General features: G+C 31.4%; 19 protein-coding genes. 5 read left to right on the forward strand and 14 right to left on the reverse strand.

The window, feature by feature from the left end; genetic code table 11:
* Nucleotides 1-2 precede the first annotated feature (2 nt).
* The gene (locus E1J38_RS02465; protein WP_133354240.1) at nucleotides 3-872 is read left to right on the forward strand and encodes a hypothetical protein; all 870 of its coding nucleotides are present in this window, start codon (nucleotides 3-5) and stop codon (nucleotides 870-872) included.
* Between the two features lie 16 nt (nucleotides 873-888).
* Here E1J38_RS02465 and E1J38_RS02470 read toward each other — a convergent pair whose 3' ends face one another.
* The 3 genes from E1J38_RS02470 to E1J38_RS02480 all read right to left on the reverse strand — a co-directional run bounded on the left by E1J38_RS02470 (nucleotide 889) and on the right by E1J38_RS02480 (nucleotide 3,270).
* Complete coding sequence (locus E1J38_RS02470) at nucleotides 889-1,365, reverse strand: hypothetical protein (protein WP_133354238.1); 477 nt, start codon at nucleotides 1,363-1,365, stop codon at nucleotides 889-891.
* Between the two features lie 109 nt (nucleotides 1,366-1,474).
* Nucleotides 1,475-2,905, reverse strand: coding sequence for a M56 family metallopeptidase (locus E1J38_RS02475; RefSeq protein WP_133354236.1), 1,431 nt, complete (start codon nucleotides 2,903-2,905; stop codon nucleotides 1,475-1,477).
* A 2-nt stretch (nucleotides 2,906-2,907) separates the two neighbouring features.
* The gene (locus E1J38_RS02480; protein ID WP_133354234.1) at nucleotides 2,908-3,270 is read right to left on the reverse strand and encodes a BlaI/MecI/CopY family transcriptional regulator; all 363 of its coding nucleotides are present in this window, start codon (nucleotides 3,268-3,270) and stop codon (nucleotides 2,908-2,910) included.
* A gap of 140 nt (nucleotides 3,271-3,410) precedes the next feature.
* Here E1J38_RS02480 and E1J38_RS02485 point away from each other — a divergent pair, with 140 nt between their 5' ends.
* Entirely contained in the window at nucleotides 3,411-3,908 is a 498-nt protein-coding gene (locus E1J38_RS02485; RefSeq protein WP_133354232.1) for a DUF456 domain-containing protein, read from the forward strand.
* A 264-nt stretch (nucleotides 3,909-4,172) separates the two neighbouring features.
* Here the strand turns inward: E1J38_RS02485 and E1J38_RS02490 are convergent, their stop codons facing one another.
* The 4 genes from E1J38_RS02490 to E1J38_RS02500 all read right to left on the reverse strand — a co-directional run bounded on the left by E1J38_RS02490 (nucleotide 4,173) and on the right by E1J38_RS02500 (nucleotide 8,319).
* Nucleotides 4,173-4,847, reverse strand: a complete 675-nt coding sequence (locus tag E1J38_RS02490) for a response regulator (RefSeq protein ID WP_133354230.1) — start codon at nucleotides 4,845-4,847, stop codon at nucleotides 4,173-4,175.
* Between the two features lie 12 nt (nucleotides 4,848-4,859).
* Nucleotides 4,860-6,698 (reverse strand): tetratricopeptide repeat-containing sensor histidine kinase, encoded by a 1,839-nt coding sequence (locus E1J38_RS02495; protein ID WP_133354228.1) that lies wholly within the window; start codon nucleotides 6,696-6,698, stop codon nucleotides 4,860-4,862.
* A 116-nt stretch (nucleotides 6,699-6,814) separates the two neighbouring features.
* Nucleotides 6,815-6,958, reverse strand: coding sequence for a hypothetical protein (locus tag E1J38_RS15050; protein WP_186525802.1), 144 nt, complete (start codon nucleotides 6,956-6,958; stop codon nucleotides 6,815-6,817).
* Between the two features lie 350 nt (nucleotides 6,959-7,308).
* The gene (locus E1J38_RS02500; protein WP_133354226.1) at nucleotides 7,309-8,319 is read right to left on the reverse strand and encodes a LacI family DNA-binding transcriptional regulator; all 1,011 of its coding nucleotides are present in this window, start codon (nucleotides 8,317-8,319) and stop codon (nucleotides 7,309-7,311) included.
* 199 nt (nucleotides 8,320-8,518) lie between these two features.
* On the opposite strand from E1J38_RS02500, the gene E1J38_RS02505 reads away from it, so the two are divergent.
* A complete protein-coding gene (locus E1J38_RS02505; protein ID WP_133354224.1) occupies nucleotides 8,519-11,098 on the forward strand; it encodes a TonB-dependent receptor in 2,580 nt (859 codons plus the stop codon).
* A gap of 72 nt (nucleotides 11,099-11,170) precedes the next feature.
* Here the strand turns inward: E1J38_RS02505 and E1J38_RS02510 are convergent, their stop codons facing one another.
* Complete coding sequence (locus tag E1J38_RS02510; protein ID WP_133354222.1) at nucleotides 11,171-11,884, reverse strand: tetratricopeptide repeat protein; 714 nt, start codon at nucleotides 11,882-11,884, stop codon at nucleotides 11,171-11,173.
* A 257-nt stretch (nucleotides 11,885-12,141) separates the two neighbouring features.
* Here E1J38_RS02510 and E1J38_RS02515 point away from each other — a divergent pair, with 257 nt between their 5' ends.
* Entirely contained in the window at nucleotides 12,142-12,612 is a 471-nt protein-coding gene (locus E1J38_RS02515) for a CBS domain-containing protein (protein ID WP_133354220.1), read from the forward strand.
* A 1-nt stretch (nucleotide 12,613) separates the two neighbouring features.
* Here E1J38_RS02515 and E1J38_RS02520 read toward each other — a convergent pair whose 3' ends face one another.
* From E1J38_RS02520 to E1J38_RS02530, 3 genes are read right to left on the reverse strand one after another with little or no spacing between them, the layout of a single operon-like run.
* Complete coding sequence (locus tag E1J38_RS02520; protein WP_133354218.1) at nucleotides 12,614-13,321, reverse strand: GIDE domain-containing protein; 708 nt, start codon at nucleotides 13,319-13,321, stop codon at nucleotides 12,614-12,616.
* 49 nt (nucleotides 13,322-13,370) lie between these two features.
* Nucleotides 13,371-13,724, reverse strand: coding sequence for a DUF2116 family Zn-ribbon domain-containing protein (locus tag E1J38_RS02525; protein WP_133354216.1), 354 nt, complete (start codon nucleotides 13,722-13,724; stop codon nucleotides 13,371-13,373).
* Between the two features lies 1 nt (nucleotide 13,725).
* Nucleotides 13,726-14,286: an HNH endonuclease gene (locus tag E1J38_RS02530; protein ID WP_133354214.1), complete on the reverse strand. Its 561-nt coding sequence runs from the start codon at nucleotides 14,284-14,286 to the stop codon at nucleotides 13,726-13,728.
* 235 nt (nucleotides 14,287-14,521) lie between these two features.
* Between E1J38_RS02530 and E1J38_RS02535 the strand changes: the two genes are divergently transcribed.
* On the forward strand, nucleotides 14,522-14,854 hold the full coding sequence (locus E1J38_RS02535) for a single-stranded DNA-binding protein (RefSeq protein ID WP_133354212.1): 333 nt from the start codon (nucleotides 14,522-14,524) through the stop codon (nucleotides 14,852-14,854).
* Nucleotides 14,855-14,928: 74 nt separating this feature from the next.
* Here the strand turns inward: E1J38_RS02535 and nadB are convergent, their stop codons facing one another.
* The 3 genes from nadB to E1J38_RS02550 all read right to left on the reverse strand — a co-directional run bounded on the left by nadB (nucleotide 14,929) and on the right by E1J38_RS02550 (nucleotide 19,450).
* Nucleotides 14,929-16,491 (reverse strand): L-aspartate oxidase, encoded by a 1,563-nt coding sequence (gene nadB, locus E1J38_RS02540; RefSeq protein WP_133354210.1) that lies wholly within the window; start codon nucleotides 16,489-16,491, stop codon nucleotides 14,929-14,931.
* Between the two features lies 1 nt (nucleotide 16,492).
* Nucleotides 16,493-17,419 carry a quinolinate synthase NadA gene (gene nadA / locus E1J38_RS02545; RefSeq protein ID WP_133354208.1) on the reverse strand — a complete coding sequence of 309 codons (927 nt, stop codon included), beginning with the start codon at nucleotides 17,417-17,419 and terminating at the stop codon, nucleotides 16,493-16,495.
* Between the two features lie 225 nt (nucleotides 17,420-17,644).
* Complete coding sequence (locus E1J38_RS02550) at nucleotides 17,645-19,450, reverse strand: hypothetical protein (RefSeq protein WP_133354206.1); 1,806 nt, start codon at nucleotides 19,448-19,450, stop codon at nucleotides 17,645-17,647.
* Nucleotides 19,451-19,715 lie beyond the last annotated feature (265 nt).

Below are 19,715 nucleotides of genomic sequence, written 5' to 3' on the forward strand. Positions count from 1 at the left end.
ATATGAAAAACTTTTTCCTTTTACTTCTATTTTCAATAACCTACATTTCAATTATAACTGCACAAGAACAAATAACTATTAATAACAAAACATTGTTTGTTAAAATTGAAGTAGAAGGTAAAATAGACCTTCTTTCCCATAGAACAAAAGATTCTCTTAGGCTATTTGTAAGGAGTACAAACAACACCTTACACGAGCTAAAAAACACAAAAAATAATGATAACAGCTTTAATAATGAATACAAAACTGTATTAGGCAAACTTACCAAAGATTCTAGTATGTCTTTAGAAGATGTAGGTTTTGGCCGCTATAGTATAAAGCAGTTTATTAAAGCTTATAACTCCAATGGCACCAGAAGATATACATATACTGATGAAAAAGTTACTGCTCAAACTAGGTTGGGAGTTTTTGCTGGTTTAAGTAATCATCCTTTTATGGAAAACATAAACAATACTAAAGCACCCTTTTTTAGTGTTGAGTTAGAAGTTTTTGAAAAAAAACCGTTGCCCTTACAATCTGGTTTTTTTAATATCTCACATGCTCTTGAAAGTAACGACTATAAATTTGTTTCAACTGTTTTAGCTCTTGGTCATAGATTCAGATTTATTAACAAGGAAACATTCAATCTTTATACCAACCTTAATGCGGCTACTTATACTTTTTCCAAGCAAACGATTGAAGTTAATGATCGTTCTATTAATGAAAAAAACAGTGCCTTTAGGGTACCCTTTAGTTTTGGAATTGGAAGTGACATAAAAGTCTCAGAAAATAGTTTTATATCTTTAATTTACAATGAACTTTTTGCTGTTTTTGCCAGTAATAGTGATAATTTTCCAGTAAATATTGCTGCTGGATATAAGTTAAACCTATAACATAGAAAGCTTTCTTCTATTCTACTTTTATAACAATGGGCAGTTCAAACTCGGTCTTTACGTATTGGTCATGTTTGATAGCAGCATAAATTGTGGGTAAAGAATTTAAACTATTATTGATTAGCTCATTGATATTAGGAATTTCTTTTATTGTTAAACTATCAACCTTTGTGTCCAATAGTGTTAAAACACCTTTTTCAGACACCTTAAAATGAAGATTAAGTGTATCGTGAATATCTTTGGTTACAACAATAACTTCGTCTTGCAAAAACTTTAAAATATGAGAAGATAAATGATGTTGAAAACACTGTTTTTTTTCTGATTTAGAAATTAAAGAATCACATTCAGAAAACGATGGATAAGTATCAACATCGTTCCAATCAAAGGTTTTTAATTCCTCGTTTAAAATAGCCTCAGAAGTTGTTTTTTCAACATCAAAATACTTACAGGAAGTAAGTAATAAAAGCATTGAAAAAACAAATGTGTACTTCATGGATTATAACTGTACCCGAAAAGTACGATTTTTTCTGAGTTTAAAGCATTTGATAAAATAAAAAAACCGAAGCCAATACTTCGGTTTTAAATCTTTACCTAAAGGAATTTTATTCTTTATCTACTTTTGGCATATCCTCGGCTACCTCAAAAATAATTGGCAAGTTATAAGGTACATTAACTTTTTTACCTTTGTGCTCTCCAGGAATCATTTTTGGTAACGAGTTAATGACTCTAATTGCTTCTTCCTCTAAGGCTGGATGAGGCGCTCTAGCTCTTACTCCTGTAACTTGACCTTCAGTATCAACTTTAAATATTACATTGATACGTTGCCTACCTGTCAAATTATGTTCATTGGCTATTTTAGTATTAAAATTATTAGCAACAAATTCAGAGATTGATTTTGACATGCATCCTTTTTGATTCTCTTTTTCCAAACCTTCACAACCCGGGAATAATGGGGCTTGGTCAATAACTGCAAATGGAACATCTATTTCATTTGTATTCGGGTTAAAAACGCCTTCAACAACTTTCCACTTTCCTATTTCTTTTCCATTAATTAGTTTAAAGAGTTCTGCTTTATCTGATTCACTTAAAACTCCATTATTCTTTTCAACCATTGATTTCAATATTTCTATTTGATTTGAAATAGAAGATTCTTTTTCATTTGATTGACTTGAGCATGAAGTATAAATTAGCATACCTAAAATTACAGGAATTAACAAAGAATACTTTAATAAATGAATTTGTTTTGATTTTGATTTTTGTAACATAACGATTCGTTTTTTGATTAATGATTGTTTAAAAAATGGATTGATGAATGATATTTTTTTGGTATCAAAAACCTGTGACAATAGGTTTTCATAATAGACCTTTTTGTTTTCTGTATTTACTGATTTGGCATCTGCAATAAACTCATGAAGCGCTACTATTCTGCCTTGGTACATGTATATAAGTGGATTAAACCAAAATAAGATTCTTAGAATTTCAAATAATAGTAAATCTGCTGAATGATATTGTTTAACATGCACCATTTCGTGTTTTAAAATAGTTTTTTTATCTGCCTCTGTTATAAGTTCTCCTAAAAAAATGTATTTAAAAAAAGAAAAAGCCGCACTACTATGTAACAATTTAACTATATAGAAATTATTAACCTTATACTTTGGGTTTTTAGCTAATATTAAAACCATTTTTATTAACTTAAATATAAAAAGCAATGTAGCTATGGCTATTCCTATTAAGAAAATCATATCCCAAGACCACACTGGCTGTTGTGATATAATTGTAGGCTCAAGTAAAAGAATATTTGCTTCTGGTCGTACCTTGCCAAGAAATACTTGAGGAAGTGTTATGATGTATTCTTTAGAGACCACATTCTTAAAACCTTCAATTTTTATCAATGGTATTATGAGTGATATTATCGCGGTTCCTAATAGGTAAACTCTGTTCCAATTAAAAAAAGTCTCTCGTTTTAATAGGAAATCATAAACCATTAAAAAGAATAGCTGGAACGCAATGGTTTGAATTAAATACTGAAACATGATTAGGCGTCTTTTTTGTTTATTTCTTTTAAAACAGACTCTAAATCTTTTATACTCATATCATTTTTTTTTACAAAGAATGACACCATACTTTTAAAAGATCCTTGAAAATAATTATCTACCAATTTATTAATGGTTTGGTTACTGTAATCTTGTTTTTCTACAACAGGAAAGTAAACATGACCTTTTCCTTGCTTTTCATACCCCACAAAACCCTTACTCTCCAGAATTCTAACAATGGTTGACACCGTATTATACGCCGGTTTAGGCTCTGGAATTTGTTCTATTACAGACTTTACGTTGGCTTTTTTTAACTGCCAAAGTATTTGCATAATGTCTTCTTCTGCCTTGGTGAGTTGCTTCATTTTTTATTTCATTTAACTATTCAACTAAATATTTAGTTTTACAAATATAACTAAAAAATTAGTTTAAACTAATTTTTTAGTTAAAATGTAACAATTGAGTTCTAATAACGTCTTACTTAATAGCATTTAATTTAAGTTTTATGGATATTATATTAATTATTATTGCTGCCTTATTAATGATTTTAGGAGTTATTGGCAGCTTTTTACCTGTACTTCCAGGACCATTAACCAGTTGGGTTGGACTGCTCATAGTTCACTTATCAAAATCGGTTCCAATGGATAAATCATTTTTGATTATTACCCTTATTATTGCCATACTTATCTGGTTGCTAGACTATATTATTCCTGCTATTGGTACCAAACGTTTTGGTGGCACAAAATATGGTATGATTGGAACCTCTATAGGATTAGTTGTAGGACTCATTGCTCCCATTCCTTTTGGTGTTATTATTGGACCTTTTTTAGGAGCTTATCTTGGTGAGTTACTTAATAAAAGTGATTCTAAAACTGCTACTAAGGCAGCGTTTGGATCTTTTATTGGATTTTTAACTTCGGCTTTTATAAAATTTATGGTCGCTGTTATTTATTTTGGATTCTTTATTGGTATTATTTGGGATAATAGTAGCGTTATTTTTTGACTATAAAGAAGTGACCCTGTGGGTCTCTCACCTCCACAGGGCCTGTAAATTGCTATTATCAACAAAAAAAAATTGAGGGATTAATTAATTTTTTGAAGTGTTGACAATCAAAGATAAGTAATACCCTTGTAATTGAACTGCGGAAAAACCGTAACTACTTTACGGTTTATAGGTAGTTTTTAAATATAATGTTGAATTCCAGACATCAACAATTTTTAATTTTTTTTTATAAACTTCCTTTGCGTTTTTTAATAACAGTTTGAACTAAACAAAACCTTTCTTTCTAGCTTCGTTTAACAATGTTTCATCTTGACCATCTTCAACAAAGAACAATTCTTTCAATTGCTTTTTTCGTTTCTCCACAGCACTTAATGAAATATCTAAATGTGTTGCCAAATTTTTGGTTTTTACACCTTGAGACAATAAATGTAAAATCTTGCGATTTTTTTCATCAATTACAATATCGCTAGAAATGGCTTTTCTTATGTGACTATTTACTGTACCACTGTAAAAAGGAGGATTATTGAGTACTGCTTGAAATGCACTTGCTAACTCACTAGAGGTTAAATCGCTTTTAATTAAAAAGCCTTCAGGGTTAATGTTTTTAATGATGTTATGAATCCTGAATGACTCATTAAACATGGTGAGAATCACTATTTTGGCTTCTGGCAAAACTTTTCTTGCATATTCTGCTAAATCCTCTCCTGAGTTCATTGATCCATCAGATGATGGCGGTAAGCTAATGTCTACAAAAAGTATGTCATAAGGTCTTTCCTGCTTTATAGACTTATCCATATAAGTAACTGCCTCATCACAGTTATTTGCAATATCAATGAGTAATTCTTGGGTTTCCTTTTTTGTGAATTGTAATGTGTTTTGATAACCTTCAATAATCATGGGGTGGTCATCAATCATTAAGATTTTAATTGTTTCAGTCATGGTTTGAACTGGTTAGGGTATTGGGACTTCAATTACAACTTTTGTACCTATATCTTTTTCTGATGTTATATTTAGTTGACCTTTAATTTCTTTAATTCTAGAGTTCATATTTTTCAAGCCAATACCTGATTTGGCTTTATTAACATCAAACCCAGAACCATCATCTGTTATTGTCAAGCAAATTACATCTTTTTTTAATTTAAAACTAATATCTACTTTAGTTGCTTGAGCATGTTTATAGATATTATGCAGTGTTTCTTGAATTAATCTATAAACATGAATTTTCTTTTTGTTACTAATATCATCCCAATTTATGGAATCATCATAGGTTAAGTTATACTCTAATTTATAAGCCAACGTTTGAGTTTCAACAAGTGTTTTAATAATATCTATAAAACCCCTCCCTGAGACAAAATCAGTATTTAATTCATGAGACACTTTTCTAATATCTTGTTCAATGGATTTTAATTCTTCAATGTACTGCCCTCTGGTTTTAATAGCCTCTGGCGTATTGTTAAAATTTAAGCTATCTAAACTCAATCTGGTTCCAAAAAGACGTCCTAAAACACCATCGTGTAATTCTTCTGATATTCGCTTTTTTTCAAGTGTTCTGGCTTCTTCAATACTTTCATTTTGAGATAACATAAGATTGTAAATTTCCTCATTAGTTTCTTGTTGCTTTTGAATGAACTGCAATTCCTTATTCTTGTTTCTTTGGGTTACTACTAAATACAGTAAAAAAGACGCCATGATAACTACTACTGAGATTATAAAAAGCCACATACGTTCTTTTGCTATCTGTTTATTTTCTTGTTCAATCTGTTCGGTTTCAAATCTAATTCTGGCAAATTTATTTCTAATTCTTCTTTCTGCTTTTTGTAAACTATCGTTTAATTGAACATACTCTCGTAAGTGTTTTACAGATTTCTCTCCTTCTTCAATTTTTGACAATAACAGTAAGGAAGTTAATAATTCATCTCTAGAATACTTCTCAGCAACTTCTCTTGCCTTATAAGCATAGTATCTTGATGAATCTTTATTGTTTTTATAATGATAATATTCAGCCAAATGCTGATTAATTTGAATAGAGCTGTATGAATCAGGTTTTATACTATCGGAAATTTTTAAAGCTTTTAAATAAAGTTCAGGTATTTCATCATTATTATTTGATAAATGCAATGTATGCGCATAATTATCTAATACAACAACATATAAAGCCGGAAACTCATTAACTAGGTTTTTATCGCTCAAAATTTCTCCAAAAAAATCCAGAGCCAAATCATAGTCCCCTGATTTCTTATAGGTTAAGGCCAAATTATTTTTCGTCATGTATGTACTTATTTTGTCCTGACTTGTTAGTCTATTTTCAAAATCTAAAGATTTGATAAAGTACTCTACAGACTCTTTAAACTGACCTAATTGGCCAAATACTAAACCTAAATTATTATAGATATTAGATTTATATTTAATTATATTCTCAGTTTCATTTAATTCATTTAGAATTGAAATAGCTTCGATTGAAGACAATTCACTACCAGTATAATCCTTTTCATTCTTTTGTATGACCGCTATACCATATAATGTGAGTGCTAACCTGTAATTATCTCTCCTATTTCGATAGAATTTTTCCGCTTTACGATAATAATAATATGCACTATCAGGTTTTACACTATATCTGTACAATTCGCCTATGTTGTAATAAGCATTTGCTATTAAGGTAGAATCTATTACATTTGAATTAATAACATTCACTTTTATTGAATCTATTAACTCGAAATTATTATTTTTATCTTGAGCATTTACGCTTATCAAATAGAGAAATAATGGTATAAGTATAAAAAAACGCCTCAAAAAGTAAATGTTTAAAGTTCAATTACTTCAAATGTATTTATAATTTTTAAGACCTAGAAAATAAAAAGGCTCTTTATAAATTTATAAAGAGCCTTCAAATAAATGTATATAAATTTTTATTTGTCAAAACCGCCACCTGTAAAATAAACAGATTGCGTATCATCAATAAGGACATCATCTTCATTTAAGTCTTGTTTAGTACAAGAGGAAAAGGCTACTAGCAATACAGCTGCAATTAAAGTAAGTTTTAGGGCTTTCATATTAATTCGATTTAAGGTTAAACTATTTTTCTATTTAAAATTTTTAATAAAATTCTTTAACTAAGACTTTGATTAACAAAATCTCTATTGAGGGAAAAATGGAATAATTAACTTTAAACCGAACACAAATGAGTGTACAGATTTAATTTGTAAATTTTTGAGGGAATCGACCAATAAATTGATCTAAAAATGGATTAATTGTCTTAATGAGCTTGAGGGGATAATGAATGCTCGTTAAGATGACACTAAATTAGGTTTAAGAGACAATGAAAAAGCAAAATAATCGATGAAATACATTTTTTTACGATGAAATACATCGATAAACGGTAAAACCATTAAAATTAGACTATCTACTTAGTTTTTGTAGATTTATTATCAACCAAACTTGTTTTTACAATTTTAGTCTTAACGTCTTCATTTAGGTGTATGTTTTGAAGTCTATGAATGAGCATATGAGCCGCCTCTGCTCCAATGGCTTTAGCATGTTGCCTAATTGTTGTTAATCTTGGAAAAGCATGAATAGCATCAGATTTACTAGAAAAACCAATAACTGATAAATCTCTGGGCACTTTTTTACCCAAATTAACAGCAGCATTTATAGCAATGATTCCAGAAGAGCTATCGGCAGAAATTACACCATCAACGCTTTTGTTCTTTTTTAAAAACGACTTTATTTTCTTTTGATGGTCATCCTTCTTTTTTATTTTCAGTAGTATAGGGTCTTGTTTTTTATTTTCTAAAATAGCTTTTACATAACCACGTTCCCTTAGCTTGCCAACGCTTAAATCTTCTATACTACTTACAAAAGCAATTTGTTTTCTATTTTCTGCAAGCAATCCTTTTGTAGCATTGTAAGTAGCATCAAAATCATCAACAATAACTTTATCACACATTACATCATGAGCCACTCTATCAAACATTACTATAGGCAATCCTTGGGCAATAGCTTTTTTAAAATGATCTACCTCATTTTTCATTTGAGTCTCTTGGGCTACAGCCAAAATAAATCCATCTACACTACCATTGGCCAAAATTTGAAGACTTTCTTTTTCCTTTTCTAAAGACTCGTTTGAGATACAGGTAATAATGTTATAACCCAATTTGGTTGCTTCTCTTTCTATTCCAAAAAGCACTTTAGCTAGAAAATGATTTAAAATATTGGGGATAATAACACCTATAGTTTTGGTTTTATTCTGTTTTAAACTTAAAGCTACCTTATTAGGTTTATAGTTATAAAGTTCTGCAAGCTCTTTAACTCGTCTCACAGTTTCCTCCCCAATCTCCTCACTATTATTAAGGGCTTTTGAGACTGTTGAAATTGAAACATTCAATTCTCTTGCCAACTGTTTTAGAGTAACCATAATTTATTAAACCTAGTTTTTAAGTTTTGCAATTTACAAAAATACTACATGCAACATTTTAATTTTATAACACATGTATTTTATCAAGGGTTGAATATAAAAAATAATTTATTACTTGATGTAAAACTTTTACCTCTCTATGTAAAACAATTAAACTATTTTTGCGCCCAAATTCAAGTTTACTGCCAAACTAAAATACATGAAAACGAAATTTTTATTTTTTTTACTTTTTTTATTATTTACTGTATTTGCTTTTGCTCAAAAGGGAATTGTTCAAGGTGCTATAGCAGAGAAAAACTCAAATGAGGTCATTCCTTTTGCTACCATTGTTGTTTTAAAAGCAAATAGCAATGAAACCGTTAAAGGTAGTATTTCGTCAGATAATGGTCAGTTTATAATAGAAAATGTTGCGTTTGGAAACTACACTGTGCAGGTTTCGTTTATAGGTTACCAAACTAAAATCATTGACAACATAACTATTTCAAAAAGTGAACCCAATGTGAATCTTGGTTTAGTTTTATTAGACCCTCAAATAGAATCTTTAGATGCAGTTACCGTTAAAGTTCAATCCAAAACTTCTACCAATAAAATTGACAGAAAAGTTTATAATGTAAGTGATTTTGAAACTGCAAAAGGTGGAAATGCAGCAGATGTTTTAAATAAACTACCTTCAATTACCGTAGACCCGAGCGGAAATGTATCGGTTAGGGGCACCAGTGATTTTATGGTGTATTTAAATGGAAAACCAACCAACGTAAGGCCGTCCGTTTTATTGGGGCAAATTCAATCAAACAATATCAGTAAAATTGATGTCATTACAGTTCCTACAGCACGATATGATGCACAAGGAAAAGGAGGTATTATAAATATTACTACCAAGAAAAGCATTAATCAAGGTCTATCGGTTTCTGTAAATGGACTCCTTGGTAGTTCGCCATGGGCAAATATAACTGATGTATATAGTGGTCATGATTTAAAAGATGATCGTTACGGTGGTGGTTTTAATATTACCTACGGAACGAATAACATAACGCTTTATGGTGGCTTCAATTACAATATGAGGAACGTAAATGGAAAACGCTCAGGAGAAGCCCGGGTTTTTGTTAACGAACCACAGGGGGACTTCTTCCATATGAATGCCAAAAATGGGCAACGCCCAGAATGGTATGAAAACTATACCGCCAATGCTGGTATTGATCTTGATTTATCAGACTCTAAAAAATTATCACTCTCATATTTCTACGGAAACAGAAACGAAGGTAGAGCCGCCTATTATATTTACAACACCTTTTATGCAGATGCTGACCAATCTAACAAAGATCTGACTACAGAACAATTTATGTACAATCCAAATGTTGATAACCGATATGGTGAGTACAATACATTCAATATAGATTACATAGTTGATTTAGCCAATAATGCTTCCTTTAAAACTGCTTTTGCTTATGAAGCTTCAAAATTAAGTAGAGCACTCAATAACAAAAATTATTTCTATAATACCAGGGCTGAAGTAGATAATGATATTGAAAACAATTTTGCAAATGCATTTCAAGCCGATGACTATTCATTATCAGACAATACACCTTTAAAAGGATTACGTTTTAATGCCGATTATGAAAAACAAATTGATGAATCTAGCAGTTTTGGAACAGGGGCTCAAATTCAATACACCAATATTGAAGGTTCGTTTAAGTTTAACAACACGTTGGTTACAAAAAACTTAAACAACACCATTGATTTATCAAGAACAGTTTATGCTGCCTATGTAGATTATTCTGCAACTAAAGGAAAGCTAAGTTACATTTTAGGCTTAAGAGCCGAATATGGATACCAAACCTTGGAAAATGGAACCACAGATTATGTCCCTATTTTTGGAGCCGATTTAGAAAAAAATTATATCCAAAAACAACTAGATTTATTCCCGTCAGCACATCTTAATTACAAGATTAGTGACACCGATAATTTAACTTTAGCAGGAAGCCGTAGAATAAATCGTGCATCAGTTACAAAATTAGCACCATTTTTATACCGCCGCCATTTTGAGGTTTATGTTGTAGGGGATCCCGAGCTAGAGTCTGAATATTTAAACAACGCTGAAATTACTTATGAAACTTCAAAAGGTAAAAACACTTTTAGTTTAACTGGATTTTACAGAGGCACAGACAATACCGTTTTTAGAGTAAACACAGTAACAACTGCTACCGAAAACCCAGAATTAAATGCTATTCTTAATGAAGATGTACTCATACGGTCTTACACCAATGCAGGTAATTCAACCTCATTAGGAGCGGAATTAAATATTAACTTAATTCCTAGTTCTTGGGCTAAATTCTTTATAGGTAGCTCTTTGTATAACTACCAAATTAAAGGTGAAGTTTTTGGGTTTAATGTAGACCAAAATAGCACTAACTGGTCTTTAAAGGGAAATGCTAATTTTACCATTTCTGATAAATTAAGGTTTACTTATGATTTTAGCAGAATATCAAGAACTGTTACATCGCAAGGTCAAAACGACCCTTTTACAGTTTCAAACATTGCCTTGAGTTATCAACCAACAGATGCGTGGGATATAGCCATTAGAGGTTTGGATATTTTTGCTCAAAATGATGAAGGTTTAGACACCAATGCATTTAACGCCGCTAACCAGCAAATATTCTATCAAGAGACCTTATACGAAAGAAATGGCCCTATCATTGAATTGGGGATTACTTATTCTCTTAATATGAAAGGCAAAAAAGGAAAAACCAAAGATTTTCAAGGCAATAAACATTTTAAATAAAAATTAGAAATAACAGCATACAAAAACAGAGGCGCACCTTTGGTACGCCTCTGTTTTTGTATTAAATATATACTAATTCTTAGATTGTTCTGCCTGAGCTTGTAAAATTTGTTTTTGCCTTAACAATTCATTTTTGGTGACCTGAATCATCTTAAAATTTGGTGCTTCTTTTAGCGTAGCATCTAAAATATCAACCGCTGCATCAATATTGGCTTTTTTATCCTTTGAAAATGTATTGATGGCATTTAAGTACATAAAGGCAGCTTTTAACGGAACCTCATAGGGTGATTGACTTTCAAAAAAGGCCTTTTTCATATCGGCTTTAGAGTTAACCAACCCATAATTAATATGCTTTTCGGCCTCAGTAGCATTTTGCAGTTGTATATTTAATTCAGCCAATTCATAGGCAACTAAAGGATTAGGTTCTCTTTTAAACATTTGTTCAAAAAAAGGAATCGCTAATTTGGGTTGTTTCAATGCTTTTAAAGCTAGTGCCTTTACTTGTATAGCAATATCAGAATCATCTACTTTCATTTCATAACCAATGGTATTTATAGCTTGATTATTCATACCTTGGTCCATATATATATATGCTAAAGTATCCTTTCTTGCTTCAGATGGTGAAAGCACATTTAAATGTGTCATGGCATTTATAATCCCCTGAATATCACCCTGTTGTTTCATTTGTTTGTAATATGCTTGATAATGAGCAATTAGAGCATCATTGCTTTGAGCATTCATTGTAAAACTACTCACCAATATCATCAATCCTAATAATCTTTTCATGTGTTTAAATGTCTTAGTTGTAAATATGGAACCTTACGGTTTCCTTATGTTAAATTTTTAACGGGCTAAAGCTAAAAAAAATTAACATTTAAATTCTTAAAAGAATGCTAATTATTTTAGGAAATAACTATTATTTCCCGTTACCCAGAAGCACAAATAATGCCAAAAATAGAAACAAGCGGTATTCTATGATAAATTTATCTTTTAGGAAAACTCAAAAAAAATATTTACATTTATTAATATCAAAACAAAGAATCATGGCAATAAAAAGTTTTCAAGGCGCCAGAAGGCAACGAACAAATGAAGCAGATAATACTCCTTTAAAGGTAAGTGATTATATGACCCGAAATTTAATTACGTTCACCCCAGATCAAACCATTGAAAGCGTTATGCAAACCCTTATAAAGAACCGAATTTCTGGTGGCCCCGTAGTTAATGATAAGCATGAATTAATAGGTATTATTTCTGAAGGCGACTGCATTAAGCAAATAAGTGAAAGCCGTTACTACAATATGCCCATGCAAGACAAAACTATTGAAAAACACATGGCTACCAATATTGAAACCATTGATGGCAACATGAATATTTTTGATGCTGCCAATAAGTTTTTAAATGCTAAACGCAGGCGTTTCCCTATTGTAGAAAATGGCAAGTTGGTAGGTCAGATAAGTCAGAAAGACGTACTTAAGGCAGCTATGACCCTCAAAGGACAGAATTGGTGGAAGTAGCCTAGTAATTCCATCTGCTTTTTCTGGCTTCTGGTAAATCTGTAATAATAAGTTTTTGGGAATCATTGTTCTCAAGAGCCGCAATTTTGGAGTAGTTATACCCTTCAATGGGTTCTTTAATTGATTTCCATTTGGCTATACCTGCTACTGTAACAGTTTCGCCAACTTCTAAAATCCTTTCAGAATAGCGTAATGTTTTGTTAAAGCCAAAATAGTTTTCGCTATTAATGTTATAATGCTTCAGGACTTTCTTAAATTCTGGGGAAGGGTCATTTAAAAAGCCTGAAGAAATACTGTTGTCTTCATCTAGATAATTAAAATAGTTTTTAGGGACTTTTACCGGCTTAATCATAACAACCTCTCCGTTTTCTTCAATAAAAAAATCTTGTATATCCTCTTGTTCAACTATAGTTTTCCAACGGGAATGTTTTCCTGAACCTACCTTCTGCTGAATTTTAAAAAGATAAGCCACACATTTTCGTTTGCTAAAAGGAGCTACAAAAGGTTCATGAGCATGTAAAACTTTACCAGTGATTTTAGTTAAGTCATTATATCTAAACTGCGGTATACTTTTAAATTGAAATTTCTTTAGTTGTCTTAAAATGGTTTGTTTTCTTCCAAAATAATAAGTGCAATAGCCAAAAATAATAAAACCAGTAATGATTAAAACGGGAAAAATAACATCTGCTGTGTTGTTGGCTAACATCATGAGCTAAATTATAGTTATATGTAGGTTTATGGTGAAAACAGTTACAATTTTAACTTTCCCTTTTTACCAAAGCAAAATAGTCATTGTCTAAAGGCAAGTAGCCCTGATCATAAACAAAATAATATATGGTTCCTACTTTAGTAGTATAGATACTTGTAAAGTAATTAAAATCGAAACCACGCTCTACAAGTTTTGCTCTAGATAATTTTGTTTTACCATTTGGGTTGAGATTTTCTAAAATCCGGTAGTTCTTTCTTAACCTGTTGTTGGTATTTCTAATTAGGTTTTTACTGTCTTTGTTAACTCTGTTATTGTAAGCGTTTCTACAGGCATCGCTACAAAACTTTTTATCAATTCTACCCACAATTTTATTACCACACTCAGGACATTGTTTATGCGTCATATCAAAAGTCTGTTACATGACCCCAATTTTCACCTGTCTTTATTCGGTACAATTGCATTTCAGATATACCAAACTGTTTGGCTATTAATCGTAATCGGGTTTTTCTATTGGGGTCAAATATTTTTCGTTTAATTATTTTTACTTTTCCTTCGGATAATTTTGAATAAGGAGGATTGTTTTTCTTGCGTTCTTTTGATGCTATTACCAACGGGTTTTTTAAGTTGTGTTTTACCAATTCTTTTTGTGTTGCCCAGTTAAGATTAGCGTAATGGTTGTTAGATTTATCAAAATCTTTATGAATTACAAATCGCTTTTTTTCAGGATTTTCTATAAATAGTTCTGCTACAACCCTATGTATATATTGTAAATCACTTTTCTTATTTTTTTTAATAGCTGTAAAAGCTTCATAGCCTCCAGAGACTATAGAGAATTTAAAAAACTCCCCTTTTGGGTTTATTTTGTATCGTATAACTCTACCATGGTTAGAAACTTGATAAACTTCGTTTTCTTTCCAATAATCACGTTTTAAGATTTTCCATTCTTCTTTGTTAAATGTTGTCATTTGATGTGTTTTGAGAGATTCATTTTAAAAAATAAATAGACCGTTATATGCAATTTACCGCAAGCCCAACGCTAATATAGTAAAAAACTAATATCCGTTTACAAATGACTACAAACATTTACAAACGATTTTAAATAAGTAATAACCGAATAACAAATGAAAACAGTAACATATTTGCAGTGTCGATGTCTTAGTACTCGATAGTATTAACTGTTTAACAATTAAATTTAAAATTATGAACGCACTTAGAAACAAAGTACAGTTGATTGGAAGATTAGGTCAAGATCCTGAAATTATTAACTTCTCAGACGGTAACAAAATGGCAAAATTCACGCTGGCCACAGATGATAGTTACAAAGACAAAAATGGTAACAAAGTAGAACGCGCTTATTGGCACAATGTTGTTGTTAAGGGTGGTTTAGTAAATGTGGTTGAAAACTACATTACCAAAGGTAAAGAAATTGCTGTTGAAGGAAAACTTACAAACAGAACTTATGAAACCAAAGAGGGTGAAAAGAGATATGTTACTGAAATACTTTGCAATGAATTATTAATGCTTAGTAAGTAACAGGGTTGGTTTGCTATTAACCGAAAAAGGGCTCAATATTGAGCCCTTTTTTTATTCTAATTATTAGCCTAAGACTACTTGTTTTTAACATTATCCTTATTAAAATACCCGCCTTTATTTTCCTTTCGTTCTAAAGACTGACTTATAATTAAGTGTGATACATTAATCATATTTCTTAGTTCGCAAAGCGAAGCAGTAATTTTAGACTCTCGATATAAATCTTCAACTTCTTTATAAATTAAATCTAAATGTTTTATTGCCCTTTTTAAACGTCTGTTGCTGCGTACAATACCTACATAATCTCGCATTAAGGCTTGCAAACCTTTAAGATTATGTTTTATTAAAACATGCTCATCAGGAATTACGGTGCCTTCATCATTCCATTCGGGAATTTGAACATTGAGACTTTTACAATCCTTTTTACTAAGATGTTTATAGATATTATGGGCATACACTAAGGCTTCTAATAATGAATTTGATGCTAACCTATTAGCTCCATGCAATCCGGTTCTTGAACACTCACCGCAAGAGAAAAGGTTGTTAATTGTGGTTTTCCCTTTTTTATTCACTTTAATACCTCCGCATAGATAATGAGATGCTGGTACCACAGGAATCCAATCGGTTTCTACATTTATATGAAGCGATAAACATTTGTCATAAATAGTGGGAAAGTGTTTTTTAAACCCCTCTATGTCTAAATGGGTACAATCTAGGTATACATTGTTATCCCCAGATTTTTTTAACTCCGCATCAATGCTTTGAGATACAATATCTCTAGAGGCTAATTCTGCTCGGTCATCATAATCTGGCATAAATCTATAGCCTTTACCATTTCTTAAGTAAGCTCCAAAACCTCTTACGGCTTCGGAGATTAAAAACGCTGATTCTCCTTTTTCTTGATAAAGCGCTGTTGGGTGGAATTGCACAAATTCCATATCTTTAATTCTAGCTTTAGCTCTATATGCCATGGCTATACCATCTCCAGTAGCAATTACAGGATTGGTTGTATGTCCATATACACAGCCAATACCACCTGATGCTAATAATGTAGCATTAGATTTTATAGTAAAAATGTTTCCGGTTTTTTCATTCAGAACATAGGCGCCGTAACAAGATAAAGTTTCCTTGTTGTTTTCTTTTACATGATGATTGGTGACCAAATCAATGGCGAAATGATGAGATAACAAGGTAATATTTGGCAATTGATGCACCCGTTTAAGTAAGGTACGTTCTACTTCAGCTCCAGTTAAATCTTTATGATGAACAATTCGGTATTCAGAGTGGCCCCCTTCTTTACCCAAATCAAGATTACCATCGTTGTCTTCATCAAAATTAGCCCCCCATTCAATAAGTTCTCTTAGGCGTTGAGGACCTTCTTTTACTACCATTTCTACAACTTCCTTATTACATAAACCATCACCAGCAATAAGGGTGTCTTCAATATGTTTTTTAAAAGAATCTTCTTCAGTATTAAGTACCACAGCCACACCACCCTGGGCATATTTAGTATTAGATTCGTCTTCACTATCTTTAGTAACAATGACAACCGTTCGTTTAGGAAACTTTTCTGCTATTTTTACAGCAAATGTTAAACCTGCAATACCGGAGCCTATTACTAAGTAGTTAGTTTCTAACATCTTATTTAGAAAGTTCTAACATGCGCTCTATGGGAAGCAATGCAAGGCTTCTTAAAGGTTCTGGAACGTCAATACTAGGAGATTCGTTTAATAAACAATCATACAATTTTTGCATCGTGTTCATTTTCATAAAATGACACTCACTACATGCGCAGGTATTATCTTCTACAGCAGGTGCAGGAATCAATTCTGTGTTGGGCATTTCCAATTGCATTTTATGTAAAATACCGGCCTCTGTAGCTACAATAAACTTTTCATCCTGATGCTCTTTTACGTAGTTAATCATCCCTGAAGTAGAGCCAATATAAGTAGCTGTATCTAGAATGTGTGTTTCAGATTCTGGATGGGCTATAATTTTATAATCTGGGTGTTTTTTGTGTAATTCAATGAGTTTATCCATTGAAAAGGCTTCATGAACTACACAGCTACCATCCCAAAGTAGTATATCTCTTCCTGTTTCTCTAATAATATAACGTCCCAAATTTTTATCGGGAGCAAAAATAATAGGCGTGTCTTTAGGGACTGAATTTACAATTTTGAGTGCATTTGACGAGGTGCAAACAATATCACTTAATGCTTTTATTTCTGCAGAGCAGTTCACATAAGTAATTACAATGTGGTCTGGGTGTTGCTCTGTGAATTTTTTAAAAGCCTCTGGCGGGCAAGAATCTGCCAGAGAACAACCCGCATTTAAATCTGGTAAGACAACCTTTTTGGAAGGGCTGAGAATTTTAGCAGTTTCTGCCATGAAATGAACGCCTGCAAAAACAATAATATCTGCATCGGTTTCAGCAGCTTGTTGACTTAAACCCAAACTATCACCTACATAGTCTGCAATATCCTGTATAGCACCATCTTGGTAGTAATGTGCTAAAATAATAGCGTTCTTTTCCTTTCTTAATCGGTTTATTTCCCTAACTAAATCCATTAAAACCCTTTTCTAAAATAAATATAAAACTAATTTTGATTGAAGTTAACCAAGTTTCAAAATGCAAATATCCTAATTATAATTTTCAATGAATTAGCTTTACTTAAAAAAAAGGCGATGAATTAAGAACTAATAATGTTTTTATAAATTCATTAAACAATTGTTAAGCTAATGCTAAAATCATTAACAAAACTAAAATAGTCATTTATTCAACATCTATTGTTATTAGACCAAAGACAAGCTATTAATACCTGTCTGAATTTGTTTTATGGCAGCTTCATTTCTTTCTAATTCTTTTAAAGCAGAAACTTTAATGTCTTCAAATAAATTAGTTACGTTACTAAATAATTCCTTATAATATGCTATTCCTAATTGCATATTATTAGAGAAGGTTTGCAAATATTTTACTTCTTTAAGGTTGAAACTTTGCTTTATATTTTCAAATTTATTCTTTAAAAAATCAGTGTAAATATTGAGTTCTTTTATAAACATATGAGGTCTACTTGTTCTGGAAATCATATTATCACGCCCGTAGATATGGTCGGTAATATTTTTTAAACTCATCACATTTGAATAATATGCCATATTGGGGCCTGGGCAAACAGAAACGCCTTTGCCTTCAACCTTTGTATCTAAGCCATAAGCCAATAATGCAGACGTACCCAGACCTACGCAAGTACATGATTTTTCGGTTATTTTATTTAATTGAATTTGATATTCTTTAGAAGATAAATTTTTTGATTGTACTTCTTTTATTTTTAGATTTTGATATTTTCTGGAAGCTGTACAAACTCCTTTTTCCGTAAACTCTTTGTTTAAAGCCACAAACTTTTTTGGACATGAACTACCAGGTTTTCCTTTGGTAATAAAATATTCTTTTTCGCTGTCTTTGGTGTTGTGCTTAAGGTTATTAAAAGGCACCCCAAGTGGCGATATATTGCTTAAATATAAATCATCTTCTTTGGCTTTAGCTAACTTTTTTAAAGTTTCATCATCAACCGTTGTAGCTTCTGGAACCAGTAAAAAAGGACTGCCCCAACCAACAGAATCTAAAGCGTATTCACGTATTAAAAACTCATGTTCTTCATGAGTGCCAACACCACCTTGAGCAGAAATTTCTAGTTTTAAAGGTTTAGAAGGTATGAGGCGATTAGTGCTTTCTAATGATTTGCTTAAAAGTTCTTGAATAGTACTTCTCAATGGTTCTCTATTCTTTTTAAATTCTGCTAAAACCGGCCCCATTAAAAAGCCATCGGTTGCAAAGGCATGCCCACCACAATTAAGACCAGATTCTATTCTATACTCTGAAACCCATAGTCCTTTTTTTGCTAAAAATTTACCCTGAATTAATGCCGACCTATAATCACTTACTTTTAAGATGATACGTTTTTTAAATTGTCCGTTTTCATCAGGATAAAAGTCATCAAATTGAGACATGTAGGTATATAACTTTGGATTTAATCCGGCCGAAAGGATAACAGCTGCGTTTAAATTACTCTTTGCAAACCCTCGTAGAGCAGCATGTGCATCATTGTACTCTGCAGGTAATTTTTCATTTTTAAAATAATTTTCTTTGTCAACTTTGGTCATGATGTTTACATCAATACTTCCCTTATTTAAGTTTTTGAAAACCCAATTTTTAATTTCATGGGTGTTTAATCCTTTTTTGGTAAGTTTTGTAAAATCTTCTTTGAGTTTATTACCATTTGGAAGCATATTTAAGTAAGCCTTAATATCATCAACTTTCTCGGAAGAATAATTTTTGAGTGACTCAAATTTCCTGTCAACCAAATCATTCATCAGGTTTAAATATGAGGTAATTCGTTTTGATCTAAAATCATTTACTTTATTGGTGATTTCGGTATAAGGCATTTCAAATTTTTCGCAATACATCTTTCTTAATTTTTCCAATAGAATGTCATCTACTAAAGAAATTACAGAATCAATACCATATTGCGCTACCTTAAATGGGGAGTCTATAGTGAACCCAATACCCATAACAGGAATGTGAAATGAGTGTGTTTTTTTCATGTTATTAAGTTTAACCGTCAAAAGTATTGGAGTGCACGTTAAGAGAATATGATTTATATCATGCCTTGTTAAAAAAGAAACACCATTTTTTTACTTAGGAAATTACAAATAGGTTGTTCGCTATAATATCAGTTCTAAATATTGAATGATACTGTAAGTTTCTTCAATATTTGTTAATTACAGTTCATTTATGGCAGTAAATCAATAAAATTACAAACCGTTTAGGGTCTTTGCTAATCCTTTATTATTTTTACGCCTAATTTAC

The organism is Seonamhaeicola sediminis, assembly GCF_004358095.2.
GTDB classification, from domain to species: Bacteria; Bacteroidota; Bacteroidia; order Flavobacteriales; family Flavobacteriaceae; genus Seonamhaeicola; species Seonamhaeicola sediminis.